Here is a 21,549-nt window from a genome sequence, read left to right as displayed (position 1 = left end):
GGGTTAACCAGGAATCAAGCCCTGGTCGCCCAGCATCTCCCGGACTTCCTCGATCGAGGCGTCCGCGGGGGGAAGGATCAGCTCTGACGGCTCAAGGCTGTCGTCGGAAAGCGCCTTGCCCACGTGGCGCACCTTGTCGAGCAGGGCGTGCAGCCGTACTCGGAAGTTCTCCTCGTCGTCGGCCTCGATGGCCGACTCAAGCTCGCTGTCCAGCTGGTTGAGGAGGGCGATGTCGTCGGCGGAGATCTCCACCTGACCCTCGCCCATGATCCGTACGATCATGCTCCGTCCCCCTGCCTGGGCAGCTGCTGGGTCTGGGGCTGCTGCTGCGGCTGGGCCTGCGGCTGAGGCTGCTGGGCCTGCTGCGGCTGTCCCTGCTCGATCGAGCCCTGCGGCGCCGGGCCCTGGCCGAGCTCGGCCTTCATGCGGGCCAGCTCAAGCTCGACGTCCATGCCGCCGCCCATGCGGTCGAGCTCGGCCTGGATGTCGTCGCCACGGGTGCCGCTGAAGTCGTCGAGCGCGCCGCTGGCCAGCAGCTCGTCGATCGCCCCGGCCCGCGCCTGCATCTGCGCGGTCTTGTCCTCGGCACGCTGGATAGCCAGGCCGACGTCGCCCATCTCCTCCGAGATGCCGGAGAAAGCCTCGTTGATGCGCGTCTGCGCCTCGGCGGCCGTGTAGGTCGCCTTGATCGTCTCCTTCTTCGTGCGGAAGGAGTCGACCTTGGCCTGCAGGCGCTGGGAGGCCGTGGTGAGCTTCTCCTCCTCGCCCTGAAGGTTGTCGTGCTGGATGCGCAGATCGGCCATCTGCGTCTGCAGACCGGAGCGACGGCTCAGCGCCTCACGCGCGAGGTCCTCACGGCCCACGGACAGCGCCTTGCGGCCCTGGTCCTCCAGCTTCCTGGATTGCTGCTCCAGTCCATTGATCTGCAGCTCGACCCGCTTACGGGAGGTGGCGACGTCGGCCACGCCCCTGCGTACCTTCTGCAGCAGCTCAAGCTGGCGCTGGTACGAATAGTCGAGGGTCTCGCGTGGATCCTCCATTTTGTCCAGGGCCTTGTTGGCCTTGGACTTGAAGATCATCGAAAGTCTCTTCATCACGCTCATGCGCGTCGGCCGTCCCCTTCTTAGGTCGTGCTGTTGGTCACCCACTGCAGCGCAGCCGCCTTGGGATTACCCTACGCATAACGCACGAGGGCGTCACTAAGTTGCAGTACAGGTAGGGTTGACGACGTGTTGCGACGCCGTTCCCAGACCTCCGTGGACGACACCCCCGTCCCCGCTGACGATCCTAAACCCCAGGGTAAGGGTCGTCCCACACCCAAGCGCCGGGATGCCGAAGGCAGAAGGCGCCAGCCCGTCTCCGCGCCGAAGGACCGCAAGGAGGCCTACCGCGCCATGCGGGCGAAACAGGCCGCCGAGCGGGACCGGGCCAGGAAGGGCATGCTGGCCGGTGACGAGAAGTACTTCCCGGTCCGCGACCGGGGGCCCGCGCGCAAGTTCGCCCGTGACTGGGTCGACTCGCGCCGCCTGCCCAGCCAGTACTTCCTGCCCTTCTCCCTGCTCATCCTGCTGCTGACCTGGATTCCCTGGCCGGCCGGCCAGCGGGAGGTCGTCCTTTACTGGGTGATGCTGACGGGCTGGCCGATCATGATGGTCGGCGTGCTGTTCACGTCGGTGTACGTCTCCTGGAAGGTCAAGAAGGAGGCGACGGCCAAATTCCCGAACGAGCCCATGAAGGGCGTCGGGTTCTACGCCGCGATGCGGGCGCTGCAGATCCGCAAGCTGCGCTTCCCGCCGCCGCAGCTGCTTCCGGGCGGCAGGCCCGTCCCGCCCAAGAAGTAGGAGATCTTTTTCCGGTACGGCGCCGCGGTCAGTTTTCCAGGTACTCCAGCTTCCACTGGAGTACCCCGCGCTTCACCTTCGGCGTCCAACCGGCGACGTCACCACCGCGTTCCAGTACGTCCGCAGTGGTGCGCAGCAGGAAGGTGACGGGCGTGGGCGCCGCGTCGAGGCCGAAGTCCGCGACGTCGTCGTCCCAGCTCACGTTGTGTGACGCGGCGTCGACCACGGCCCATCGCCCCGACCATCGGGACTGGAACGGGATCATCCGGGGAGCCTGCCACCACTCCCCGTCCACACGGCACTGCCCGCGCCAGGTGTCGCGGATCTGCCTGATCGTCAGGTCGAGACCGCCGGGCAGCACGTCGTTGCCGCCGTTGTGGCGCAGCAGCGAGGCCCTCAGGTCGTCGGGGAAGTCCAGGCCCATCTGCGACTCGGCGACCGCGATCGTGCGCGCCCTGCCCGGGGCGCCGAGCGTGCGGTAGGTGGTGGGCGCGTTCGCCCTGAGCCACCGCTCGATCCTGCGCCACTCCTTGATGACCTGCCGCTTCACCGACGTGTCGATGGGCCGGATCGCCACCGGCCGCCTGACGGGGGTGCAGGTGACCGGCCCGGCAAGCACCTGCGGCGTCGCCTCCGCGGGTGATGGCGTGACCGCCGCGGACGACGGCGTTGCCGCTGCGGTTGACGGCGTTGCCACCGCGGGGGGTGGCGTGGCGTCCGCGCCGTCGGGGGTTTCAGCCGACAGCACCTGGCCGTGCGAGTTCAGGGTGAGCGTCTGGCCGGGCTGTTCCTGGTCCGTGCCTTCGGCCCGATTCCGGCCCTGCGCGGGTATCAGCGCCACGGCCAGGACCACCGCCACCACCGCCGCGATGACCACCCAGGCGAGCCACATGCCCGTCTTCCCGCGGACCTCCACCGGCCGGGGAGCGGGAGAGGGCGGCACCGGGCTCGGTCTCCGGGCGCGGCGGCGCAGCCGTACCCCCAGTGCGACCAGAATCGCGGCCGTCAGCGCGACCCGCACGAGCTTCAGCACGCCGGGCACCCTATCCCGAAAACCCCGCCCGGACGGCCCGGTGGTCGGCCGCCTCGCCCATACCGCCTAAGGTCGGATGTATGGAATTCCGTCACCTCGGCCGCAGCGGTCTCCTGGTCAGCGAGATCAGCTACGGCAACTGGATCACCCACGGCTCACAGGTCGAGGAGGACGCCGCCAAGCTGTGCGTCCGGGCGGCGCTCGACGAGGGCATCACCACCTTCGACACCGCCGACGTCTACGCGGGCACGAAGGCCGAGGAAGTCCTCGGACGGGCGCTCAAGGGCGTGCGCAGGGAGTCGCTCGAGATCTTCACCAAGGTTTACTGGCCCACCGGCCCCGGGCAGAACGACCGCGGCCTGTCCCGCAAGCACATCACCGAGTCCATCCACGGCTCGCTGCGCCGCCTGCAGACCGACTACGTCGACCTCTACCAGGCGCACCGCTTCGACAACGAGACGCCGCTGGAGGAGACGCTCAAGACCTTCGACGACCTGGTACGCCAGGGCAAGGTCCTGTACGTGGGCGTCAGCGAGTGGACCGCCGGCCAGATCGCCCAGGCGCTGAAGATCGCCGACGAGATGGGCTTCGACCGGATCGTGTCGAACCAGCCGCAGTACTCGGCGCTGTGGCGGGTCATCGAGGCGGAGGTCGTGCCGCTGAGCGAGAAGGAAGGCGTCAGCCAGATCGTCTGGTCGCCGATCGCCCAGGGTGTGCTGAGCGGCAAGTATCTGCCCGGCCAGCCGCCGCCCGCGGGCTCGCGCGCCACCTCCGAGTTGGGGGCCGGGTTCATCTCCCGCTTCCTCGATGACGACGTGCTCACCCGCGTGCAGGAGCTCAAGCCGATCGCCGCCGACCTGGGTCTCACCATGGCCCAGCTCGCCGTCGCCTGGGTTCTGCAGAACCCGAACGTGGCCAGCGCCATCGTCGGCGCCACGCGGCCCGAGCAGGTGCGCGACAACGTGAAGGCGGTCGGCGTCAAGCTCGACGCGGAAGTGCTGAAGCGCATCGACGACGCGCTGGGCCCGATCGTGGAGCGCGACCCGGCCAAGACGGTCAGCCCGGAGAAGCGCCCCTGACGTCATTCAACTGAATAAACAAAAACCCCTTGAGTCACTCAAGGGGTTTTTCGTTACTCCGCGCGCAATGCCATTCCCGCGTATTCGACGCGGTCCTCCTCCAGCAACGCAACTTGTTCGACACCGGCTTCGAGCAGCTCACGGTAGTTTTCCCCGAGCCACGACTCGGCATCGGCCTGACTCGGAAAGACTTCTCGCGGCAATGGGCGGTCCGTTACCTCACCACCATTTGCATTTTCATAACGCCACCGCCATGTCATGCCATACGCTCCTTTTTCCGCGGGTTCGCCGGTGCACCTTCCGACGGTTATGGAACCCTACTCCCCACCTGGAGGTCATTCGATGCTGCGCAGAATTCGTGTTGCCGCGGGAAGTGCGGCGGCGGCGGTGGCGCTCCTCACCGTTCCCGCCCTCGCCACTCCGCCGGTCTCTCCCGGCGGTCCGGTGCCGGGGGCGCCCGATCCGAACGCCGTGCGTATCTGGAGCGTCTGGAAGAGCGACGGCACCGCCTGGCTGGCCGCCGCGCCCGCGGACGTGCCCGCCGAGGGCGACGTGGTCGGCTGGCGCTTCGCCGCCTCCCCCGACGGCACCGCCGCCGAGCCGCCCGGCGGCGAACTGGCCGACTTCACCGCCGTGTGCGGGCAGCAGACCGGCGGCGACGGCAAGCGCGTGGCCGTGCTCGTGGACTTCGGCGACGCCGACAACGACGCCTACCCGGGCGAACGTCCCCCCGCGCCGATCCGCACCTGCGTGCGCGACGCCAAGGAGGCGAGCGCCGCGCAGTTGCTCGCCCAGGCCGCCAGGACGCGCGTGGACGAGCGGGAACGGGTCGTCGCGGTCAACGACTACCCCGCGCAGGAGAAGGGCGGCACAGAGGCATCGGCGCCCGCGTCCGTGTCCGCATCGGGCGGGCTGCCGCTGCCGCTGATCCTCGGTGGCGCCGGCGTCCTGGTCCTGCTGGCGGGCGGCGCCGTCGTCGCCACCCACCGCCGCACCCGACCCGCCGCCCACAGCGCCCGCTCCTGACCCCGCCGCCCTTTCCGCCCGGCGCTAGGCTCCGGACAGTGAAGATCGTGCTCTCCGGTACGGCGGGGCCGCGCGGCCGGCCGGAACCCGGCTGCCCGTGCGCCTCCTGCCTGACCCTGCCCGGCGGCCACCGGCGGCCCACCGAGGTGCTCGTGGACGGTCAGGCCATATCGCCCGGCTCGCATGTGCTCGTGGACGGTCAGGTCTTGCCGCCCGGCTCGCATGTGCGCGGAGGGGTGCGGCTGCTGTTCGAGCCGGACGCCGCCTTGCCCGATGACGGGGCTGGCGGGCCGTATGACGTGGTGCTGCTCGATCTGCTCGGGCGGCCGGAGCGGCTCGGGGAGCTGCGCCGGGCCGGGATGGTCGCGGCGGGCGCGCAGGTCGTGGCCGTGGGGCTGGATCACCGGGTGCGCTCGGAGGAGGAGCTGGGCAGGCGGCTGGAGTTGTGGGGGGCGCGGGCCGTACCGGATGGAACGGTCCTGGAGCTGCCCGGCCCCGCGCGGGTCCCGCACCCGCGCAGGACGCTGCTGCTGGGCGGGTCGCGGTCGGGCAAGTCGGCCGAGGCCGAGCTGCGGCTGGCGGCCGAGCCGCACGTGACGTACGTGGCGACCGGGCCGTCGGGGGCCGGTGACGGAGAGTGGGCGGCGCGGGTGCGCGCGCACCGGGAGCGGCGGCCGGCGCACTGGGACACCGCCGAGACCACGGACCTGGCCGGGACCATCGCGACGGCCACCACGCCGCTGCTGGTGGACGGGCTCGGAACGTGGGTGGCGGCGGTGTTCGACGAGCACGGGGCCTGGGAGGGTCCGCGCGAGCCGGTCTGGCGGCGCTGCGACGAGCTGGTCGAGGCCTGGCGGCGGACGCCGGTCGAGATCGTGGCCGTCTCGGACGAGGTGGGCCTGGGCGTGGTGCCGGCGACCGCGAGCGGGCGCGCCTTCCGCGACGTCCTGGGCAAGCTCAACGAACGGCTGGCGGCCGAGTCCGAGTACGTGGCGCTGGTGGTCGCCGGGCGGCTGCTGCCGCTCTGATCAGACGTAAGCACGTGTCTCCCGCACGACGCCGGGCAGCCAGTCGCCGACGTTCGAGAACCTGAAGCCGAGTGTGGTGGCGCGGCCGTTGTCCATGGTGTAGTCGCGCTCGAAGGAGTACGGCGAGTCCCCGCGCGTGTAGAGCGGCCGCCCGATCGTCTCGCACAGCCGCCTGACGTCGAGCGTGCCGTGGGAGCAGGCGTTGACCGGCCCGCTGAAGTCGCCGAGCGCGGCCCAGGCCAGGAAGGCGGCGATCTCACGCTCGTGGATGAAGGAGGCAGGACGCGGATCGGCGCAGATCCCGACCGGAACCCCCGCGTCCACCCGCCGCACGTAGTGGTCGAGCCGCCCGGTGAAATCGTCCCCGCCGAGCACGTGGGCGGTCCGCACGGCCGTGAACACGAACCCCGCCGACCGCAGCACCGCCTCGGCCAGCCGCTTGCCCGCGCCATAGTGACGTTCCCCGCCCCGGAGCAGGTCCGCACGGACGATTCCGGCCGTGAAGTCGAGCGCGTCCTCCCGGTACGGCGCGCCGCCGCCGAGATCGGCGTAGACCTCGACCGTGGAGGTCATCACGTACCGCCGGGTCTTGCCCTCGAAGACCCGGCGGGCGACGGCGGCGTGCCGCGGGGTGTAGCAGACCTGGTCGACGACGGCGTCGAAGGAACGGCCGGCCAGCGCCAGCCGCATGGCCTCCTCGTCACCCCGGTCGGCGCGCAGGTGGGTGACCCCCTCGGGCGGCGTGGACGAGCCCCGGTTGACGACGGTGACGCGAGCTCCGTGGTCGCGCAGGTTCTCGATCAGCCGCCGCCCGAAGTAGCGGCTGCCGCCGATGACACAGATCTCGTTCATGCGGGCCAGCATGCGACCATATAGTCGACAGTGGTAGTGATGACCTACTCAATCGGCCATTAGGAGAACTGTTGATTGACGTTCACCGGCTGAAAATCCTCCGCGAGGTGGCGAAGCACGGCAGCTTCAACCGTGCCGCCGGCGCCCTGCGCTTCACCCCGTCGGCGGTCTCGCAGCAGATCGCCGCGCTCGAACGCGGGCTCGGCATCGCCGTGGTCGAGCGCAGCACCCGCGGAGTGACGCTGACCGAACCCGGCCGCATGCTCGTGGAGGCGGCCGACGCCATCGCCGCCGAGCTGAGCGACGCCCAGGAGCGCATCGACCGCCTGTCGGCCGCGCGCGCCCAGCTGACCGTGGCGGCGTTCACCAGCGGCGGCCGGGTCGTGCTGCCCCAGGCGCTGGCCGCGTTCGTGGCCGAGCATCCCGAGGTGGAGCTCACCATCGTCGAAGGCGAGCCCGAGGACGCGCTCCCGCTGGTCCGCGCCGGCCGGGCCGATCTGGCGCTCGCCTACCACTTCGACGGCCTGCCGCCCGCCCGGCCCGGCGACCGCTCGGGACTCGACTGGACGCCGCTGGCACGCGACCCGCTGCGCCTGGTCCTGCCGGGCGGGCACCATCTGGCCGGGCGGGAGCGGGTCGCCCTGGGCGAGCTGAGCGGGGAGCGCTGGGTGCTCGGCTGCCTCAAAACCATGGCCCTGCTGCGGCAGTACGCGACGATGGCCGGGTTCGAGCTGCGGGTCTCGTGCAGCGCCACCGACTACTTCTTCGCGCAGTCGCTCGTGTCGGCGGGCGTCGGGGTCGCGCTCATCCCGGAGATCGCCCTGACCGGGGCGTCCGATCTGGCCGTGCTCACGCTGGAGGCGCCCAGCCCGTCGCGGTTCATCGGGGTGGCCACCTCCCGGCGGCGGGGCGGGGCGGCGCGGCCGTACGTGGACAGGCTGACCGAGCTGCTGGTGTCAGGGGCGGACGGCGCGGGCGTACCAGCGGCCGTCGAGGCGGTCGGCGTGTAGCGGGCGGCCGAAGCAGTCCGAGAGGTTGTCCGGGGTCAGCACGTCGTCGACGGGGCCGGCGGCGAGCACGCGGGCGTCCTTCATGAGCATCGCGTGCGTGGTCGTGGCCGGCACCTCCTCCAGGTGGTGGGTGACCGTGACGGTGGTGAGGACGGGGCGGGTGGCGGCCAGGTCCTCGATGGCCGAGATGAGGTCCTCGCGGGCGGGCAGGTCGAGGCCGGCGGCCGGCTCGTCGAGCAGCAGGACGGCCGGGTCGGCCATGAGCGCCCTGGCGATGCGTACGCGCGCCCGCTCCCCCTGCGAGCAGACGCGGAACTCCCGGTCGGCCAGGTCCTTGCAGCCGAGGTCGGCGAGCAGGCGCAGGGCGCGCTCGCGCTCGGCCTCGCCAAGCTTGTCCCACAGCGGGACGCTGGTCCCGGTGTGCCCGGTGAGGACCACGGTGAGCGCGGTGGCGTCCTCGTCCTCCATCAGGCTCTCGTCCACGAGCCGCTGGCTGGCGGCGACGAGGCCGATGTGGCGGCGCAGCTCGCGCAGGTCCACCCGGCCGAGGCGGTGGCCGAGCACGTGGACCGACCCCTCGGTCGGGTGGCGTACGGCCGAGGCCAGCGACAGCAGAGTGGTCTTGCCGGCGCCGTTGGGGCCGAGCACCACCCAGTGCTCGCCGAAGTCGACCCGCCAGTCGATCGAGGACAGCAGGGTCTTGCCGACGACACGGACACCGACACCTTCGAGTTCCAGCACGTGCATCCGGCCACGATAACGTCCTAAATCATGCTGAGTGACAAGGTCCGCCAACTGATCACCTACGATGCACGGCTGCGGATGGTCGTTGCGGACCATCCGAAACTCCGGGCGCTGGTGGAGCGGGCGGCGGCCGACGGGGCCGTCGATCATGAGTCGCAGCGGGCGCTGGGCGTGGCGCTGCTGGCATTGGGCGAGTACGAGCGGGCCGCCGTTCACCTGCGGCGCGCGGTGGAACTGGCCGGGTCGCCCGGCGAGGTGATCGCCGCCCGGACCGACCTCGCCGACCTGTATCGGCACGACGGCGACCTGCCGGGCTCTGAGCTGATCTGCCGGATGACGCTGGAACTCGCCAGGGCGCAGGCGCCCGAGCTGGCCGCTCTGCCGCTGCTGCGCCTGGGCTGGACGCTGGCCGAGCAGGGCCGCCCCGACGAGGCCAGGCAGGCACTCGCCGAGTCACGGGAGCTCCACCGGCGGTTCGCCGGGACGCCGGAGCTTCGCCGCCAGTTCGGCCAGGCGCCCGATCCACGCCAGGAGTTCGGCCAGGCGACGGAGGCGGGGCGGGAGTTCGGCCAAGGGACGGAGGCGGGGCGGGAGTTCGGCGAGGTGGTGGAAGCGAGGTTGTTCGCGGACGTGGATCTTGCGGGGCTTGTAGTGCCTTTGCCGCCTTCTGTCGCCGCGCTTCTGGGTGAGGAGCCCGAGTGGGATCACGACCATGACGGCGCCAGCGGGTCGCTGGCCCGTGCGGGCTCCTACTTCGTCCGCCGGGGGCCGGAGGCGGTGGCCGAGCACGCGCGGCTGGTGTGGCTGCGGGAGCGGGCGGGGGTGGCCGGGGTGGTGGCGTTCGAGGGGGACGTGCTGGTCACCGCCGACACCGGGGTCGAGACGCTGGCGGCCTCGGACGATCCCGGCGCGGCGATGGGCAGGGCGTTGCGGGAGCTGCATGCCGTACCCGTGGCGGACTGTCCTTTTGACGGGCGGCTGGACGTACTGCTCGCCCAGGCGCGGCGCAACGTGGTCGAGGGGCGGGTGGACGCCGACGACTTCGACGACGACAACCTCGGCCGCACGCCCACGCAGGTCTACGAGCGGCTGCTGGCCGAGCGGCCGGACCAGGAGGATCTGGTCGTGGCCCACGGCGACTTCACCCCGTCCAACGTGATGACGAACGGCGTGCTCATCGACCTGGCGCGGCTGGGCGTGGCCGACCGCTACCGGGACCTGGCCATCGCGCTGCGGGACCTGAGCGGCGACTTCGGGCCCGAGGCCGTGGCCGCCTTCCTGTCCGCCTATGGCCTGGACGCGCCCGACGAGGCCAAGCTGGCTTACTACCGGCTGATCGACGAGCTGTTCTGAGCATGGACGGGCTGAGGTTCGCGTTCGGCACGCTGTCGGTCTTCCCGGTGCGGGTCTCGCGGGTGGACCGGGAGGTGGCCGGGCGGGCGATGGCGCTGGCGCCGCTGGCCGGGCTGGTGCTGGGCGTGGTGGCGGCGGTGCCGTTGCTGCTGCCGCTGGTGTCGCCGGGGCCGCCGCTCCTGGCCGCCGCGTTGTCGCTGGGGCTGCTCGCCCTCCTCACCCGGGGCCTGCACCTGGACGGCCTGGCCGACCTCGCCGACGGGCTGGGCAGCGGCAAGCCCGCACCTCAAGCCCTCGACATCATGAAAAAGTCGGACATCGGGCCGTTCGGGGTGCTGACGCTGGTCTTCACCCTGCTCATCCAGGCCGCCGCCCTGTCCGGCCTGCCCGCGTGGCTGGGGGCGGCGTCCCTGGTCACGGCCTGTGCGACGGGACGCCTCGCGCTCACGTGGGCCTGCCGGGCGGACGTCCCCGCCGCCCGCCCCGACGGCCTGGGCGCCATGGTCGCCGCCACGGTACGGCCCGCCGCCCGCTGGACCACCACCCTCGCCACGCTGACCCTGATCCTCGCCCTGGCCGTCGGCCTCCAGGCTTGGCTACCCGGCTCGCCCGGCGCCCGGCCAGGTCTCGGCTGGCTGCCGGTCGCGGTGGTGCTGCCGTTGGCGGTGGTGGCGGGGCTGGCGGCGGCCATGGCCCTGCTCGGGCACGCGCGGCGACGGCTGGGCGGGATCACCGGTGACGTTCTCGGCGCCCTGGTGGAGACGGCCACCACCGCCGCCCTGGTCACCTGCGCCCTGCTCACCTGAAGGCAGGGGGCTCAGATGGTGGCCGGGCTCGTCTGAAGGCGGGGGTTCAGATGGTGGCCGGTTCGGCGGGCCGTACCGGATAGAGCTTGAGCAGGGCCGCGCCCAGCAGGGCGAGGACCACCCACCCCACGAGGCCGGTGACGCCGACGACGGCCGGGTTGGGCGGGGCGGCGGCATCGCCCAGCAGGAGGGACGTGCCCGTGACGCCGTTGATCGCGCCGTGCGCCACCACGGCGGGCCACACGCTGCCGGTGCGCAGCCGCAGCCAGCCCATCGTGACCCCGAGCAGGACGCAGGTGACGATGAAGTACGGCCCCGCCCACGGACCCAGCGCCGGATAGTTGTAGCCGAGCAAGGTGATCGGGAAGTGCCACACGCCCCAGATCACCCCGGACAGCAGCAACCCGCCCAGCACCCCGCGCGCGGCCACCAGGCGCGGCAGCAGCCATCCACGCCAGCCCAGTTCCTCGCCGAGGACGGGCAGCGCGTTGAGCAGCGGCGTGGCCACCACGGCGAACACGATCTGCGCGATCACCAGCCCGCTCACGTCGGCGGGCACCGGGACGCCGGCCGCCTCCATGCCCTGCTTGAACAGGCTGAGCCCGCCCAGGTCCAGCGAGACCAGCCCCAGCGCCGCGCTCAACGCGAGGCAGAGCGCGACCACCAGCGGCGTGCCGATCCAGGCCGCGGCCATGAGCAGGAGGGTGCGGCGGCGGTCGGGGCCGAACGTGAGGCCGTTCTCGCGCGCCCACTCACGGAACGGCGTGCGGGTCCTGGCCCACACCGCCAGCACGCCCAGAGTGGGCGTGAACATGAGCGCCGTGGCACTGATCATGAACGCCGGCGAGGCCAGCCCGCCACCGAGCCACAGCGGCAGGCTGAACGCCCACGCCAGCCCGAACGCGACCACCAGGAAGAGCGCCATCACGCCACTTTCTCCTCGATCAGGGCGTTGATCAGCGAGGCGCCGCGCCGGGCGTCGTCGACGCTGATGAGCAGTTGGCCACCGGAGTGGTAGCGCAGCACGAGGCAGTCGCCGCCGCGCAGCATGATCGCGGCCATGCCGGGCACCCCGCGGATGCCCCAGCCGCCGACCTGGCTCGGGTAGCGGACCTCTGACCACGCCTTCTCGATCTTGGACAGCCGGATCCGCCGCACCGGCCAGCCGAACGGGCCGAAGCCGAGCGCCAGCCCGTCGTCGGTGACCCGCACGATGGCGGCGCTGGTGAACAGGCCGGACACGAACACCACCGCACTGGCGAACAGCAGCGAGCCCCAGACCGTGTCCGGGGTGGCGCCGATGAAGGCCACGCCCGCGGCCACGATGAACGTCGCCCCGCCCACCACGGTCATGGCCAGCAGCCAGGGGTTGCTGACCCGGCTCACCCATACGGACCGCTGACCGGCGCGCAGCCGCAGCTTGGGCGGAGCCTCACCGGCGGGCGGCGGCTGGTCGGGCTCGCCCCTGCCGAGGAAGCCGGCGGCCAGCCCGCCGCTCGCGGCCGCCACGACGACGGCCAGCACGATCCAGGCCGGCAACTCGGCCTCGGTCCAGACGGGCCGGTCGAGGTTGGCGTAGACGGTGGTCAGCGTGATGCCCACGGCGAACAGGCCGACCCCGACCAGGAAGCCCCACCAGTAGCCGCGGCTGAGGCGGCGGCGCAGCATCCGGCCGTGCAGGGCCATGCCCACCATCACCGCCCACGTCACCACCCACGGCAGGACGGCCATCAGCATGAACTGGGTGAACGACGAGGACCTGTCGGCCCGGTCGGACCAGTGGGTGGCGAGCGGATCCGGCAGGCGGTCACGGAAGGAGAGGGGCACCGTGACGAGCACAGCGGTGATGATCAATCCCCACACCGTGCCGACGATCCGGGTTGTCATGGCAGTTCCTCCAAAATCGCGATGAGGTCGTCACGGCGGTAGCCGTATCTTCTGGCCTCTTCCAGCAGCTCGCGGGCGCGCTGAACGAGCAGAGCACGGCCGTCCAGCTGGCCGGCCACGCTGATCCCGCGCCCTCTCCTGAACTCCAGCAACCCCTCGTCGCGCAGGTCGCGCAGGGCGCGCAGCACGGTGTTGGCGTTGATGCCGAGCACGTCGGCCAGGTCGCGGGCGGACGGCAGCCGGTCGCCGGGGGCGTACGAGCCGTCGCCGATGGCGCGCCTGATCGCGCCGGCCACCTGCTCGTGCAGGGGGCGGGCGTCGTTGAGGTCCAGAGTGAGCAGCATGGTGCTAATGACACTAGCACCATTCCCTTGATGATGCCTACCAGCGATTCATGGGATGAACCCCTGTTTGTGACTAGACAGAAAGCGCGGATAGCATCGGTTTACGTGACCACTGTGCGGCTGAACTCAGCAGATCCCGTCTCGTTCGACACCGACGCACTGATCGTCGGTTTCCACCCCGGCGCTGAGGGCCCACGCCCCGTCGCCGAAGGGCTCGACGCCGCTTTCGGCGGGAAGCTGACCGCCTCGCTCGCCGCGGTGGGCTTCACCGGCAAGGCCGGCGAACTGGCCAAGATCCCGGCGTTCGGCGCCATCACCGCGCCGCTCCTGGTCGCCATCGGGCTGGGCGACGACCCCGACGCCGAGGCGCTACGACGGGCCGCCGGCGCCGCCGTACGGTCGCTGGCCGGAACCGCGCGCGCCGCGCTCGCGCTCGGCGGCGAGCCCGAGGCAGTCGCGCTCGGCGGGCTGCTCGGCGCCTACTCCTTCGCCCGCTACCGCACCAACGGCGAGCAGAAGAACCCGGTCGGCGAGCTGACCGTGCTGGCCGCCGAGACCGCCGGCGCCGCCGAGCGCGCCGGCGTCCTGGCCGAGTCCGTCTCGCTGGTCCGCGACCTGGTCAACACCCCGCCGTCCGACCTGTTCCCGGCGCGCTTCGCCGAGATCGCCGAGGAGGAGGGCGGCAAGGCCGGGCTGAACGTCGAGGTGCTCGACGAGGTCCAGCTCAGGAACGGCGGCTTCGGCGGCCTCGTCGCCGTCGGCCAGGGCTCGGTCAACCCGCCCCGCCTGGTACGCCTGTCCTACAGCCACGCCGACGCCGCCAAGACGCTGGCCTTCGTCGGCAAGGGCATCACGTTCGACACCGGCGGGCTCAACCTCAAGCCGTCCGCCTCCATGGACTGGATGAAGTCTGACATGGGCGGCGCGGGTGCGGTCCTCGGCGCCCTGCTCGGCATCGCCAAGCTCGGCCTCAAGGTCAACGCGGTCGGCTACCTCTGCCTCGCCGAGAACATGCCCAGCGGCACCGCCCAGCGCCCCTCCGACATCATCCACAGCTACAGCGGCAAGACCGTCGAGGTGCTCGACACCGACGCCGAGGGCCGCCTGGTCCTCATGGACGGCATCGCCCGCGCCGCCGAGGACGAGCCCGACGTCATCGTGGACGTGGCCACGCTGACCGGCGCCCAGATCGTCGCGCTCGGCTGGCGCACCGCCGGCGTCATGTCCAACGACGACGACCTGCGCGAACTGGTCGTCGACGTGGCCGGCTCCGTCGGCGAGGGCGCCTGGGGCATGCCGCTCCCCGAGGAACTGCGCAAGGGCCTCGACTCCCCCATCGCCGACATCGCCAACCTCCAGCCGGAGCGCTGGGGCAGCATGCTGGCCGCGGGAATCTTCCTCAAGGAGTTCGTGCCCGACGGCGTCAAGTGGGCGCACATCGACATGGCCGGACCCGCCTTCAACAAGGGCGAGCCGCACGGCTACACCCCCAAGGGCGGCACCGGCGCCATCACCCGGACGCTCATCGGACTCGCAGAGCGGCACGCGAGCGCCTGAAACAAATGAAAAGATGACGGCATCACGATCCCGACAAGGAGCCTTCCTGTGGCCTACGACATCGTCGTCCTAGGTGGCGGCAGCGGCGGTTACGCCTGCGCGCTCCGGGCGGCCGAGTTGGGCAAGTCGGTCGCCCTGATCGAACGAGACAAGATCGGCGGCACCTGCCTGCACCGGGGATGCATCCCCACCAAGGCCCTCCTGCATTCGGCGGAGGTCGCCGACGAGACCCGCGAGAGCGAGTCCTTCGGCGTCAAGGCGCGCTTCGAGGGCATCGACGTGCCCGGCGTCCACGCCTTCAAAGACAAGATCGTCACGCGTGCCTGGAAGGGCGTGCAGGGCCTGCTGAAGTCGGCCGGTGTGACGGTCGTCGAGGGCGAGGGGCGCCTGGCCGGCGCCAACCGCGTCCAGGTCGGCTCCGAGGTCTACGAGGGCGGCGCCGTCGTCCTCGCCACGGGGTCGGCGCCCAAGTCGCTGCCCGGCCTGCAGATCGACGGCGAGCGCGTCATCACCAGCGAGCACACGCTGGTGATGGAGCGCGTGCCGAGCTCGGTCGTCGTGCTGGGCGGCGGCGTCATCGGCGTCGAGCTGGCCAGCGTCTACCGCTCGTTCGGCGCCGAGGTGACCATCGTCGAGGCGCTGCCGCACCTGCTGCCGACCGAGGAGGAGTCCAGCTCCAAGCTGCTGGAGCGGGCCTTCCGCCGGCGCGGCATCAAGTACGAGCTCGGCGTCTTCTTCGACAGCGCCAAGACCACCGACACCGGCGTGGTGGTGACGCTCGCCAACGGCAAGACGCTCGACGCCGAGCAACTGCTCGTGGCCGTCGGCCGCGGCGCCGTCTCGGCCGGCATGGGCTTCGAGGAGCAAGGCGTCCAGATCGAGCGCGGCACCGTCGTGGTCGACCAGCACTGCCAGACCTCCGTCCCCGGCGTCTACGCCATCGGCGACCTGATCGACACCCCGCAGCTGGCCCACGCGGGCTTCGCCGAGGGCATCCTGGTGGCCGAGCACATCGCCGGGCTCAACCCGCCGCCCATCGACTACGCGGGCGTGCCGCGGATCACCTACTCCGACCCCGAGGTCGCCTCCGTCGGCATCACCTCCAAGCAGGCCGCCGACCGGGGCATCGAGATCGTCGAGCAGGTCTACGACCTCGCGGGCAACCCCAAGAGCCAGATCCTCGGCACCTCCGGAGCCGTCAAGGTGCTCGCCCAGAAGGACGGCCCGGTCGTGGGCGTCCACATGGTCGGGCGCCGCATCGGCGAGCTCGTCACCGAGGCTCAGCTCATCTACAACTGGGAGGCGCTGCCAGCAGAGGTCGCCCAGCTCATCCACGCGCATCCCACCCAGTCAGAAGCCATGGGCGAGGCGATGCTGGCACTGGCCGGCAAGCCCCTGCACGTCCACAACTAAGAACTCGAGGAAGACATACCCATGCCGGTCTCCGTACAGATGCCCCAGCTCGGCGAGAGCGTCACCGAGGGCACGGTAACCCGTTGGCTGAAGAAGGAGGGCGAGCGCGTCGAGGCTGACGAGCCGCTCCTCGAAGTGTCGACCGACAAGGTCGACACCGAGATCCCGTCGCCGTCCGCGGGCGTCATCACCAAGATCGTTGTGGCTGAGGACGAGACCGTCGAGGTCGGGGCCGAGCTGGCGATCATCGACGAGAACGGCCAGGCGGGCGCCCCGGCGGCCCCGGCCGAGGAGGCCCCCGCGCCGCAGCCGGAGCAGGCTCCCGCCTCTTCGATCCCGCAGCCCGAGCCCACCCCGGCCCCCGCCCCGGCGCCCGCTCAGGCCCCGGCGCCCGCCGCCCAGGCTCCGGCTGCCGAGGCTCCCGCCGCTCCGGCTCCCGCGCCCGCCGCTCCGGCGCAGCCCGCCGCTCCGGCTCCGGCGCCCGCGCAGGCCCAGGCTCCGCTGTCTTCGTCGGGTGAGAGCCCGTACGTGACGCCGCTGGTGCGCAAGCTGGCCAACGAGCACGGCGTGGACCTGGAGGCGATCTCGGGCACCGGCGTGGGTGGCCGCATCCGCAAGCAGGACGTGCTGGAGGCCGCCAAGTCCCAGCGCGAGGCCGCCGCCCCGGCGCCCGCTCCCGCCGCCGCCCCGGCCGCTCCGGCTGCCCAGGCTCCGGCCGCCGCCGCTGCCCCGGCCGCGCAGGCTCCGGCCGCTCCGGTCAGCGCCTCGCCCGAGCCGGTCGAGGTGGACACGACGCTGCGGGGCCGTACCGAGAAGATGACGCGGCTGCGTCAGACGATCGCCAAGCGCATGGTGGAGTCGCTGCAGACGGCGGCGCAGCTCACCTCGGTCGTCGAGGTGGACGTCACGAAGATCGCCCGCCTGCGGGCCAAGGCGAAGGACGACTTCCTGCGCCGCGAGGGCGTGAAGCTGACCTTCACCCCGTTCTTCGCGATGGCCACGGTCGAGGCGCTCAAGCAGCACCCCAAGCTCAACGCCACGATCAACAACGAGACCAACGAGGTGACCTACTTCGACGTCGAGAACCTCGGCGTCGCGGTGGACACCGAGCGCGGCCTGCTGGCCGCCGTCGTCAAGAACGCCGGCGACCTCAACCTGGCCGGGCTGGCCCGCAAGGTCACCGACCTCGCCGAGCGCACCCGCAACAACCAGGTGACGCCCGACGAGATCACCGGCGGCACCTTCACGCTCACCAACACCGGCAGCCGCGGTGCCCTGTTCGACACGCCGATCCTCAACCAGCCGCAGGTCGGCATGCTGGGCACCGGCGCGGTCGTCAAGCGTCCCGTGGTGGTGGACACGCCTGAGGGCGAGGTCATCGCGGTGCGTTCGATGGTGTACCTGGCTCTCACCTACGACCACCGGCTCGTCGACGGCGCCGACGCGGCCCGCTTCCTGACGACGATCAAGCGTCGCCTCGAAGAAGGCCGCTTCGAGGCGCAGCTGGGCCTGGCGTAGTAGCTCGCTAGAAGGGCCGTCCGACGCTCCGTCGGACGGCCCTTTGCGTTTTCTCCGTGCGTTTCTCTGTGCGGTCCTTTCCGGTGCCTTTTCCGTTACGGCAAGCCCAGCAGGCCACCGACCGCCGCCGTGGGCGGGCGGCCTCGTCCGAGCGGCCGGCAGTCGGACGGGGTTCCCGCCGTCACAAGGCACGATTGACCGGCCACCATGGCCAGGCTGAGCACCGCACGAGGGCGCCGAGCCCCACCGCACCACACCCCACCGCGCGGCGCCACACACCCCGGCCTGCGGCCCACACCACGCCGCGCTGCGCACCGCGCCCTTGCTGGTCGGAGGCGCGTAGCGGGATTGGTGGGGTGGTGGAGCGTAGGGTGGGGGCATGGTGATCATCGTTACCGGGGGTTCTGGGCTGCTTGGGCCGGCGTTGATGGGGGCGCTTCGGGAGCGTGGGCACGAGGTGCGGCAGCTGGTGCGGCGGCCGGTGCGGGCGGAGCATGAGTCCTTCTGGGATCCGGGTGCCGGCGTTGTTGATCCGGGGGTGTTCGACGGGGTTAGTGGGGTTGTGCATCTGGCTGGGGCTTCTATCGCCGGGAAGCGGTGGAGCGGGGCGTACAAGAGGCTGCTGGTTGAGAGCCGGGTGCGTAGCACGGACACGCTGGTCGAGGCGATCCGGGGGCTTTCGGTGCCGCCTGAGGTGTTGGTTTCGGCCTCTGGGGTGGATTTTTACGGGGATACCGGGGATCGGGTGATTGATGAGGGTGCGCCGCTGGGGACTGGGTTTCTTGCCCGGCTCTGCGAGGCCTGGGAGGGGTCGGCTCGGGGGGCGTCCGTGCGGAATGTGCAGCTTCGGACGGGGCTGGTGCTGAGCGGGAAGGGCGGGGCACTGGGGCCCATGTTGCCGATCTTCCGGATGGGGCTGGGGGCTCCGCTGGGCTCTGGGCGGCAGTATTGGTCGTGGATTGCCGCGGAGGATTGGGTGGGTTCCGTGCTCCATGTCCTGGAAAATCGGGAAATCTCGGGACCGGTGAACCTTGTGGGGCCTTCTCCCCTGACCAACGCGGAGTTCACCAAAACTCTTGGACGGGCGCTCCGGCGGCCGACGATGCCGATAGGGGTGCCGGGGTTCGCGCTGGAGCTGGGGCTGGGCGAATTCGCCAAGGAGGCGCTGCTCCCGAGCCACCGCATCGTGCCGAAGAAGCTGGTGGACAGCGGCTATGGCTTCATCCATACGCGTCTCGATCAGGCACTGGCCGCCGTACTCTAGTCTGTCCGACACGATGTGGGGGAGCACAGTCATGACCAGAACCGGCCAGTCACACATCCTTGCCATCGGTGGTGGATCGTTCCGCCAGACGCGGCGCCACGGCTTCATCGAAGCCAGCCCGCTGCTGCGCTACGGACTCGACCTCACCGGGCAGGACCGTCCCAAGCTGGGACTTATCGCCACGGCGATGGGCGATGACGCCGACTGGTTGCTGAAGATGTACGGCGCCTTCTCCCACTGGGATGTCGAGGTGAGCCACTTGACGGTGTTCCCCATGCCCAACCGGGAGGACCCGCGGGCGTGGATGCTCGATCAGGACATGATCTACGTCTGCGGCGGCAGCGTCGCCAACCTCATGGCGTTGTGGCGGCTGCACGGCTACGACGAGATGCTGGAGGAGGCTTGGCAGTCCGGCGTGGTGCTGTCCGGGCAGAGCGCCGGCGCCCTCTGCTGGCACGTGGGCGGCAACACCGACTCCTTCGGCCCCGACCTGCACGTATGGGCGGAGGGCATGGGCCTGCTCCCCTACTCGTGCGGCGTGCACTACAACTCCGAGCCGCAGCGCCGCGAGATGCTGCAGGCCTCGGTGGCGTCCGGCGAGCTGCCCGGCGGGTACGCCGCCGACGAGGGCGTCGGCCTGCATTACGTGGGCACCGAGTTCATCCAGGCGGTCACCGCCGACCCCAGGGGCTACGCCTACCGCCTGGAGCACGACGGCGACGGCGGCGTGAAGGAGTTGCGGATCGAGCCCCGGCTGCTGACGTCCTGAATTACCCTTCATAGGTGAGGGAACGGCACAATGGACACATGCGCCACGCCTTGGCCATTGTGCGGCTCGGTGTCGATGTCCCCTACGAGCAGGCCTGGAACCTCCAGCGCTGGGTGCACGAGAAGCATCTCGCCGGAGAGCTGGGCGACACCGCCCTGATCCTGGAGCACGCGCCCGTCTACACCGCGGGCAAGCGCACCGCCCCGCACGAGCGCCCCGCCGACGGCACCCCGGTCATCGACGTCGACCGGGGTGGCCGGATCACCTGGCATGGGCCCGGCCAGCTGGTCGGGTACCCGATCGTGGCGGTCTCCGACGTCAACGAGTACGTGCGCCGGCTCGAAGAGGCCATGGTGCTGGTCTGCGCCGACTTCGGGGTCAGCGCGCGGCGGGTGCCGCGCAGGGGCGGGGTGTGGGCGGTCGGGGACGCCGCCCTGGGCCTGCCGGACCGCATGCTCGGCGCGGTCGGCATCCGGGTGACGCGCGGGGTGGCCATGCACGGCTTCGCCCTCAACTGCGCCAACGACCCGCGCTGGTTCAACCGCATCGACCCGTGCGGCATCCCGGGCGCCGGCGTCTCCACCCTCTCCGCCGAGACCGGCCGCCGCATCGTGGTCGAGGAGGTCATGCCGATCATGGAGAAGAGGCTGGCGGACGTGCTCGGCCTCGAGTCCTACGACGTCCACGAAGAAGACCTCCTCCGCCACCGCTAACCCACCCGGGACGGGATGCGCCTGACCCGACAAGCCCGGATGGCCGAGCCAAGTGGGCCAAACCCCAAGGCATGGGCCGCAGGTTCAGACACCGGAAGGTCGCAGGCTTGACCGGATGAGGCAGGGGTGGCCGGGCGGGGGTGGGGTCGAGGGGCGTGGGGCTGACCCGGGAGTGGGCTGCGGGCCGGGTGCGGCTGGGTGGGTGGGGAAATGTCGGGCTGGTAATCGAATCGGCATCTAATTGCGGTTGATTCCGGATAAGGCGTTTCTACGATCGGGCCTGTGAAGCGTCTCTTGGCTCTCGTGCTGTCGCTGATCGTTCACGCGCTGACCCTGGCCTTCGTTCTGGCGGGCGGTGCGCTCATCGTGTTCAACCCGGGCGAGGTCCCCGCCTGGGTGGCCGGGGCTCTTCTGCTGGCGGTCGGGGTCATGTTGCGGCCGAGGCTGGGGCGGCTGTCCGCCGATGCCGAGGTGCTGGCGCCTTCGTCCGCTCCCGAGCTTTACGGCGCCGCCGCCCGGGTAGCCGACGCGCTGGCCGTCAAGCGGCCCGCCACCGTGGCCATCATGGATCTGGGCGTCGACGCCACCTCCACGCGGATCGGGCTGCGGCGGACCCCGGTGATGGTCGTCGGGCTGCCGCTGTGGCTGGCACTGACGCCGAGGCAGCGGGTGACGCTGCTGGCCAGGGCCTACGCCGCGGGCAAGATCGGCGAGGGGCTCATCGTCGGGGAGGCGTTGTCGACGCTGGCCGAGTGGCGGATGGGGCTGGTCGGCGCGGCGCCGCTCAAGCAGCGCGAGGAGGCCCGGGTGGTCATGGACCGGGCGTCGCTGGGCGTGATGCACGCGCCGGGCGCCTCCTACGAGGCGGCGGGACTGCTCGGGCGGATCTTCGGGCGGGTGCTGGGCGGCCCGGTGCTGCTGGCCGAGTACGCGCTGACCCGACTGGTACGCGCGGGCGACAGCCGTACCAAAGAGGAAAGGCGGGCGTTGACGGCCAGGGTGACGTCGGCGGAGGAGCTGGACGAGCTTGAGGACCTGATGGCGAGCGGCCGCTATCTCGCGCCGATCCAGGCGGCGGCGCTGCGCGGGGAGAGTGTCGCGGAGATCAGGCAGGACGCGCTGACCAGGGCCAGGCTGTCCGACGACGGTGTGCTGACGTCGGCGCCGGGGTCGGAGTTGCTGGGGGCGCGGGAGTCGGAGCTGATCGACGCGGAGTTGCTGAAGCACTACACGCGGGCCATCCGCGGGTTCGGGCTGATTTCGTGATACAGGTCGGGTCATGGGATGTTCTCCCGGGGACGTAAGCTGGGTC

23 protein-coding genes are annotated in these 21,549 nt (G+C 71.2%); 14 read left to right on the top strand and 9 right to left on the bottom strand.

Translation table 11 applies throughout. The features are described 5' to 3' along the window. Positions 1–3: 3 nt before the first annotated feature. Together pspAA and HNR40_RS39620 are read right to left on the bottom strand one after the other, a co-directional pair. Positions 4–282: a PspA-associated protein PspAA gene (gene pspAA / locus HNR40_RS39625; protein WP_184970819.1), complete on the bottom strand. Its 279-nt coding sequence runs from the start codon at positions 280–282 to the stop codon at positions 4–6. After that, positions 279–1,103, bottom strand: coding sequence for a PspA/IM30 family protein (locus HNR40_RS39620; RefSeq protein WP_221341372.1), 825 nt, complete (start codon positions 1,101–1,103; stop codon positions 279–281). Before HNR40_RS39620 ends, pspAA begins: the two co-directional genes overlap by 4 nt. Before the next feature lie 126 nt (positions 1,104–1,229). On the opposite strand from HNR40_RS39620, the gene HNR40_RS39615 reads away from it, so the two are divergent. Further along, positions 1,230–1,841, top strand: coding sequence for a DUF3043 domain-containing protein (locus HNR40_RS39615; protein WP_312896679.1), 612 nt, complete (start codon positions 1,230–1,232; stop codon positions 1,839–1,841). A gap of 28 nt (positions 1,842–1,869) precedes the next feature. On the opposite strand, the gene HNR40_RS39610 is transcribed toward HNR40_RS39615, so the two are convergent. After that, complete coding sequence (locus tag HNR40_RS39610; protein ID WP_184970818.1) at positions 1,870–2,874, bottom strand: SMI1/KNR4 family protein; 1,005 nt, start codon at positions 2,872–2,874, stop codon at positions 1,870–1,872. Between the two features lie 80 nt (positions 2,875–2,954). On the opposite strand from HNR40_RS39610, the gene HNR40_RS39605 reads away from it, so the two are divergent. Continuing rightward, positions 2,955–3,953, top strand: coding sequence for an aldo/keto reductase family protein (locus tag HNR40_RS39605; RefSeq protein WP_184970817.1), 999 nt, complete (start codon positions 2,955–2,957; stop codon positions 3,951–3,953). A 53-nt stretch (positions 3,954–4,006) separates the two neighbouring features. Here HNR40_RS39605 and HNR40_RS39600 read toward each other — a convergent pair whose 3' ends face one another. Next, positions 4,007–4,213 (bottom strand): hypothetical protein, encoded by a 207-nt coding sequence (locus HNR40_RS39600; RefSeq protein ID WP_184970816.1) that lies wholly within the window; start codon positions 4,211–4,213, stop codon positions 4,007–4,009. An 82-nt stretch (positions 4,214–4,295) separates the two neighbouring features. On the opposite strand from HNR40_RS39600, the gene HNR40_RS39595 reads away from it, so the two are divergent. Beyond that, a complete protein-coding gene (locus HNR40_RS39595) occupies positions 4,296–4,979 on the top strand; it encodes an SCO2322 family protein (protein ID WP_184970815.1) in 684 nt (227 codons plus the stop codon). A 38-nt stretch (positions 4,980–5,017) separates the two neighbouring features. After that, a complete protein-coding gene (locus HNR40_RS39590) occupies positions 5,018–6,007 on the top strand; it encodes a bifunctional adenosylcobinamide kinase/adenosylcobinamide-phosphate guanylyltransferase (protein ID WP_184970814.1) in 990 nt (329 codons plus the stop codon). Here the strand turns inward: HNR40_RS39590 and HNR40_RS39585 are convergent, their stop codons facing one another. Continuing rightward, the gene (locus HNR40_RS39585; protein WP_184970812.1) at positions 6,008–6,859 is read right to left on the bottom strand and encodes an NAD-dependent epimerase/dehydratase family protein; all 852 of its coding nucleotides are present in this window, start codon (positions 6,857–6,859) and stop codon (positions 6,008–6,010) included. A 71-nt stretch (positions 6,860–6,930) separates the two neighbouring features. On the opposite strand from HNR40_RS39585, the gene HNR40_RS39580 reads away from it, so the two are divergent. Next, entirely contained in the window at positions 6,931–7,869 is a 939-nt protein-coding gene (locus tag HNR40_RS39580) for a LysR family transcriptional regulator (protein ID WP_184970810.1), read from the top strand. On the opposite strand, the gene HNR40_RS39575 is transcribed toward HNR40_RS39580, so the two are convergent. After that, entirely contained in the window at positions 7,816–8,616 is an 801-nt protein-coding gene (locus HNR40_RS39575; RefSeq protein WP_184970808.1) for an ABC transporter ATP-binding protein, read from the bottom strand. The two genes, HNR40_RS39580 and HNR40_RS39575, sit on opposite strands and share 54 nt — an antisense overlap. Positions 8,617–8,640: 24 nt before the next feature. On the opposite strand from HNR40_RS39575, the gene HNR40_RS39570 reads away from it, so the two are divergent. Together HNR40_RS39570 and HNR40_RS39565 are read left to right on the top strand one after the other, a co-directional pair. Then, positions 8,641–9,966, top strand: a complete 1,326-nt coding sequence (locus tag HNR40_RS39570; RefSeq protein ID WP_184970806.1) for an aminoglycoside 3'-phosphotransferase — start codon at positions 8,641–8,643, stop codon at positions 9,964–9,966. 2 nt (positions 9,967–9,968) lie between these two features. Next, the gene (locus tag HNR40_RS39565) at positions 9,969–10,772 is read left to right on the top strand and encodes an adenosylcobinamide-GDP ribazoletransferase (RefSeq protein ID WP_184970804.1); all 804 of its coding nucleotides are present in this window, start codon (positions 9,969–9,971) and stop codon (positions 10,770–10,772) included. Positions 10,773–10,818: 46 nt separating this feature from the next. Here the strand turns inward: HNR40_RS39565 and HNR40_RS39560 are convergent, their stop codons facing one another. Genes HNR40_RS39560 through HNR40_RS39550 form a run of 3 tightly spaced genes read right to left on the bottom strand, consistent with a single transcriptional unit; the run spans position 10,819 to position 13,003 of the window. Continuing rightward, complete coding sequence (locus HNR40_RS39560) at positions 10,819–11,697, bottom strand: CPBP family intramembrane glutamic endopeptidase (RefSeq protein WP_184970977.1); 879 nt, start codon at positions 11,695–11,697, stop codon at positions 10,819–10,821. Further along, positions 11,697–12,659, bottom strand: coding sequence for a DUF1648 domain-containing protein (locus tag HNR40_RS39555; protein WP_184970802.1), 963 nt, complete (start codon positions 12,657–12,659; stop codon positions 11,697–11,699). The genes HNR40_RS39560 and HNR40_RS39555 overlap by 1 nt, the downstream gene beginning before the upstream one ends. Next, on the bottom strand, positions 12,656–13,003 hold the full coding sequence (locus HNR40_RS39550) for a GntR family transcriptional regulator (protein ID WP_184970800.1): 348 nt from the start codon (positions 13,001–13,003) through the stop codon (positions 12,656–12,658). Before HNR40_RS39550 ends, HNR40_RS39555 begins: the two co-directional genes overlap by 4 nt. Before the next feature lie 105 nt (positions 13,004–13,108). Between HNR40_RS39550 and HNR40_RS39545 the strand changes: the two genes are divergently transcribed. The 7 genes from HNR40_RS39545 to HNR40_RS39515 all read left to right on the top strand — a co-directional run bounded on the left by HNR40_RS39545 (position 13,109) and on the right by HNR40_RS39515 (position 21,503). Then, a complete protein-coding gene (locus tag HNR40_RS39545; RefSeq protein ID WP_312896678.1) occupies positions 13,109–14,560 on the top strand; it encodes a leucyl aminopeptidase in 1,452 nt (483 codons plus the stop codon). A gap of 48 nt (positions 14,561–14,608) precedes the next feature. After that, positions 14,609–15,973: a dihydrolipoyl dehydrogenase gene (lpdA, locus tag HNR40_RS39540; protein ID WP_184970798.1), complete on the top strand. Its 1,365-nt coding sequence runs from the start codon at positions 14,609–14,611 to the stop codon at positions 15,971–15,973. A 21-nt stretch (positions 15,974–15,994) separates the two neighbouring features. Beyond that, positions 15,995–17,491: a 2-oxoglutarate dehydrogenase, E2 component, dihydrolipoamide succinyltransferase gene (gene sucB / locus HNR40_RS39535; protein ID WP_184970796.1), complete on the top strand. Its 1,497-nt coding sequence runs from the start codon at positions 15,995–15,997 to the stop codon at positions 17,489–17,491. A gap of 379 nt (positions 17,492–17,870) precedes the next feature. Next, positions 17,871–18,755, top strand: coding sequence for a TIGR01777 family oxidoreductase (locus tag HNR40_RS39530; RefSeq protein WP_184970794.1), 885 nt, complete (start codon positions 17,871–17,873; stop codon positions 18,753–18,755). Between the two features lie 31 nt (positions 18,756–18,786). Further along, complete coding sequence (locus HNR40_RS39525; RefSeq protein WP_184970792.1) at positions 18,787–19,524, top strand: Type 1 glutamine amidotransferase-like domain-containing protein; 738 nt, start codon at positions 18,787–18,789, stop codon at positions 19,522–19,524. Positions 19,525–19,562: 38 nt separating this feature from the next. After that, positions 19,563–20,237 (top strand): lipoyl(octanoyl) transferase LipB, encoded by a 675-nt coding sequence (lipB, locus tag HNR40_RS39520; protein WP_184970790.1) that lies wholly within the window; start codon positions 19,563–19,565, stop codon positions 20,235–20,237. A 282-nt stretch (positions 20,238–20,519) separates the two neighbouring features. Next, on the top strand, positions 20,520–21,503 hold the full coding sequence (locus HNR40_RS39515) for a M48 family metalloprotease (protein ID WP_184970788.1): 984 nt from the start codon (positions 20,520–20,522) through the stop codon (positions 21,501–21,503). Positions 21,504–21,549: the final 46 nt, after the last annotated feature.

This window comes from Nonomuraea endophytica, from assembly GCF_014203235.1.
Lineage (GTDB): Bacteria > Actinomycetota > Actinomycetes > Streptosporangiales > Streptosporangiaceae > Nonomuraea > Nonomuraea endophytica.
The sequence above is the reverse complement of the archived record's forward strand: the minus strand, read 5'-3'. Positions and strand labels throughout refer to the sequence as shown.

Coding starts and splice junctions, on each gene's coding strand:
- HNR40_RS39560 (WP_184970977.1), bottom strand. CDS start 11,697: ATGGCGCTCTTCCTGGTGGTCGCGTTCGGGCTGGCGTGGGCGTTCAGC.
- HNR40_RS39600 (WP_184970816.1), bottom strand. CDS start 4,213: ATGACATGGCGGTGGCGTTATGAAAATGCAAATGGTGGTGAGGTAACG.
- sucB (WP_184970796.1), top strand. CDS start 15,995: ATGCCGGTCTCCGTACAGATGCCCCAGCTCGGCGAGAGCGTCACCGAG.
- lipB (WP_184970790.1), top strand. CDS start 19,563: ATGCGCCACGCCTTGGCCATTGTGCGGCTCGGTGTCGATGTCCCCTAC.
- HNR40_RS39565 (WP_184970804.1), top strand. CDS start 9,969: ATGGACGGGCTGAGGTTCGCGTTCGGCACGCTGTCGGTCTTCCCGGTG.
- HNR40_RS39550 (WP_184970800.1), bottom strand. CDS start 13,003: ATGCTGCTCACTCTGGACCTCAACGACGCCCGCCCCCTGCACGAGCAG.
- HNR40_RS39530 (WP_184970794.1), top strand. CDS start 17,871: ATGGTGATCATCGTTACCGGGGGTTCTGGGCTGCTTGGGCCGGCGTTG.
- HNR40_RS39555 (WP_184970802.1), bottom strand. CDS start 12,659: ATGACAACCCGGATCGTCGGCACGGTGTGGGGATTGATCATCACCGCT.
- HNR40_RS39585 (WP_184970812.1), bottom strand. CDS start 6,859: ATGAACGAGATCTGTGTCATCGGCGGCAGCCGCTACTTCGGGCGGCGG.
- HNR40_RS39525 (WP_184970792.1), top strand. CDS start 18,787: ATGACCAGAACCGGCCAGTCACACATCCTTGCCATCGGTGGTGGATCG.
- HNR40_RS39620 (WP_221341372.1), bottom strand. CDS start 1,103: ATGAGCGTGATGAAGAGACTTTCGATGATCTTCAAGTCCAAGGCCAAC.
- HNR40_RS39570 (WP_184970806.1), top strand. CDS start 8,641: ATGCTGAGTGACAAGGTCCGCCAACTGATCACCTACGATGCACGGCTG.
- HNR40_RS39575 (WP_184970808.1), bottom strand. CDS start 8,616: ATGCACGTGCTGGAACTCGAAGGTGTCGGTGTCCGTGTCGTCGGCAAG.
- HNR40_RS39595 (WP_184970815.1), top strand. CDS start 4,296: ATGCTGCGCAGAATTCGTGTTGCCGCGGGAAGTGCGGCGGCGGCGGTG.
- pspAA (WP_184970819.1), bottom strand. CDS start 282: ATGATCGTACGGATCATGGGCGAGGGTCAGGTGGAGATCTCCGCCGAC.
- HNR40_RS39605 (WP_184970817.1), top strand. CDS start 2,955: ATGGAATTCCGTCACCTCGGCCGCAGCGGTCTCCTGGTCAGCGAGATC.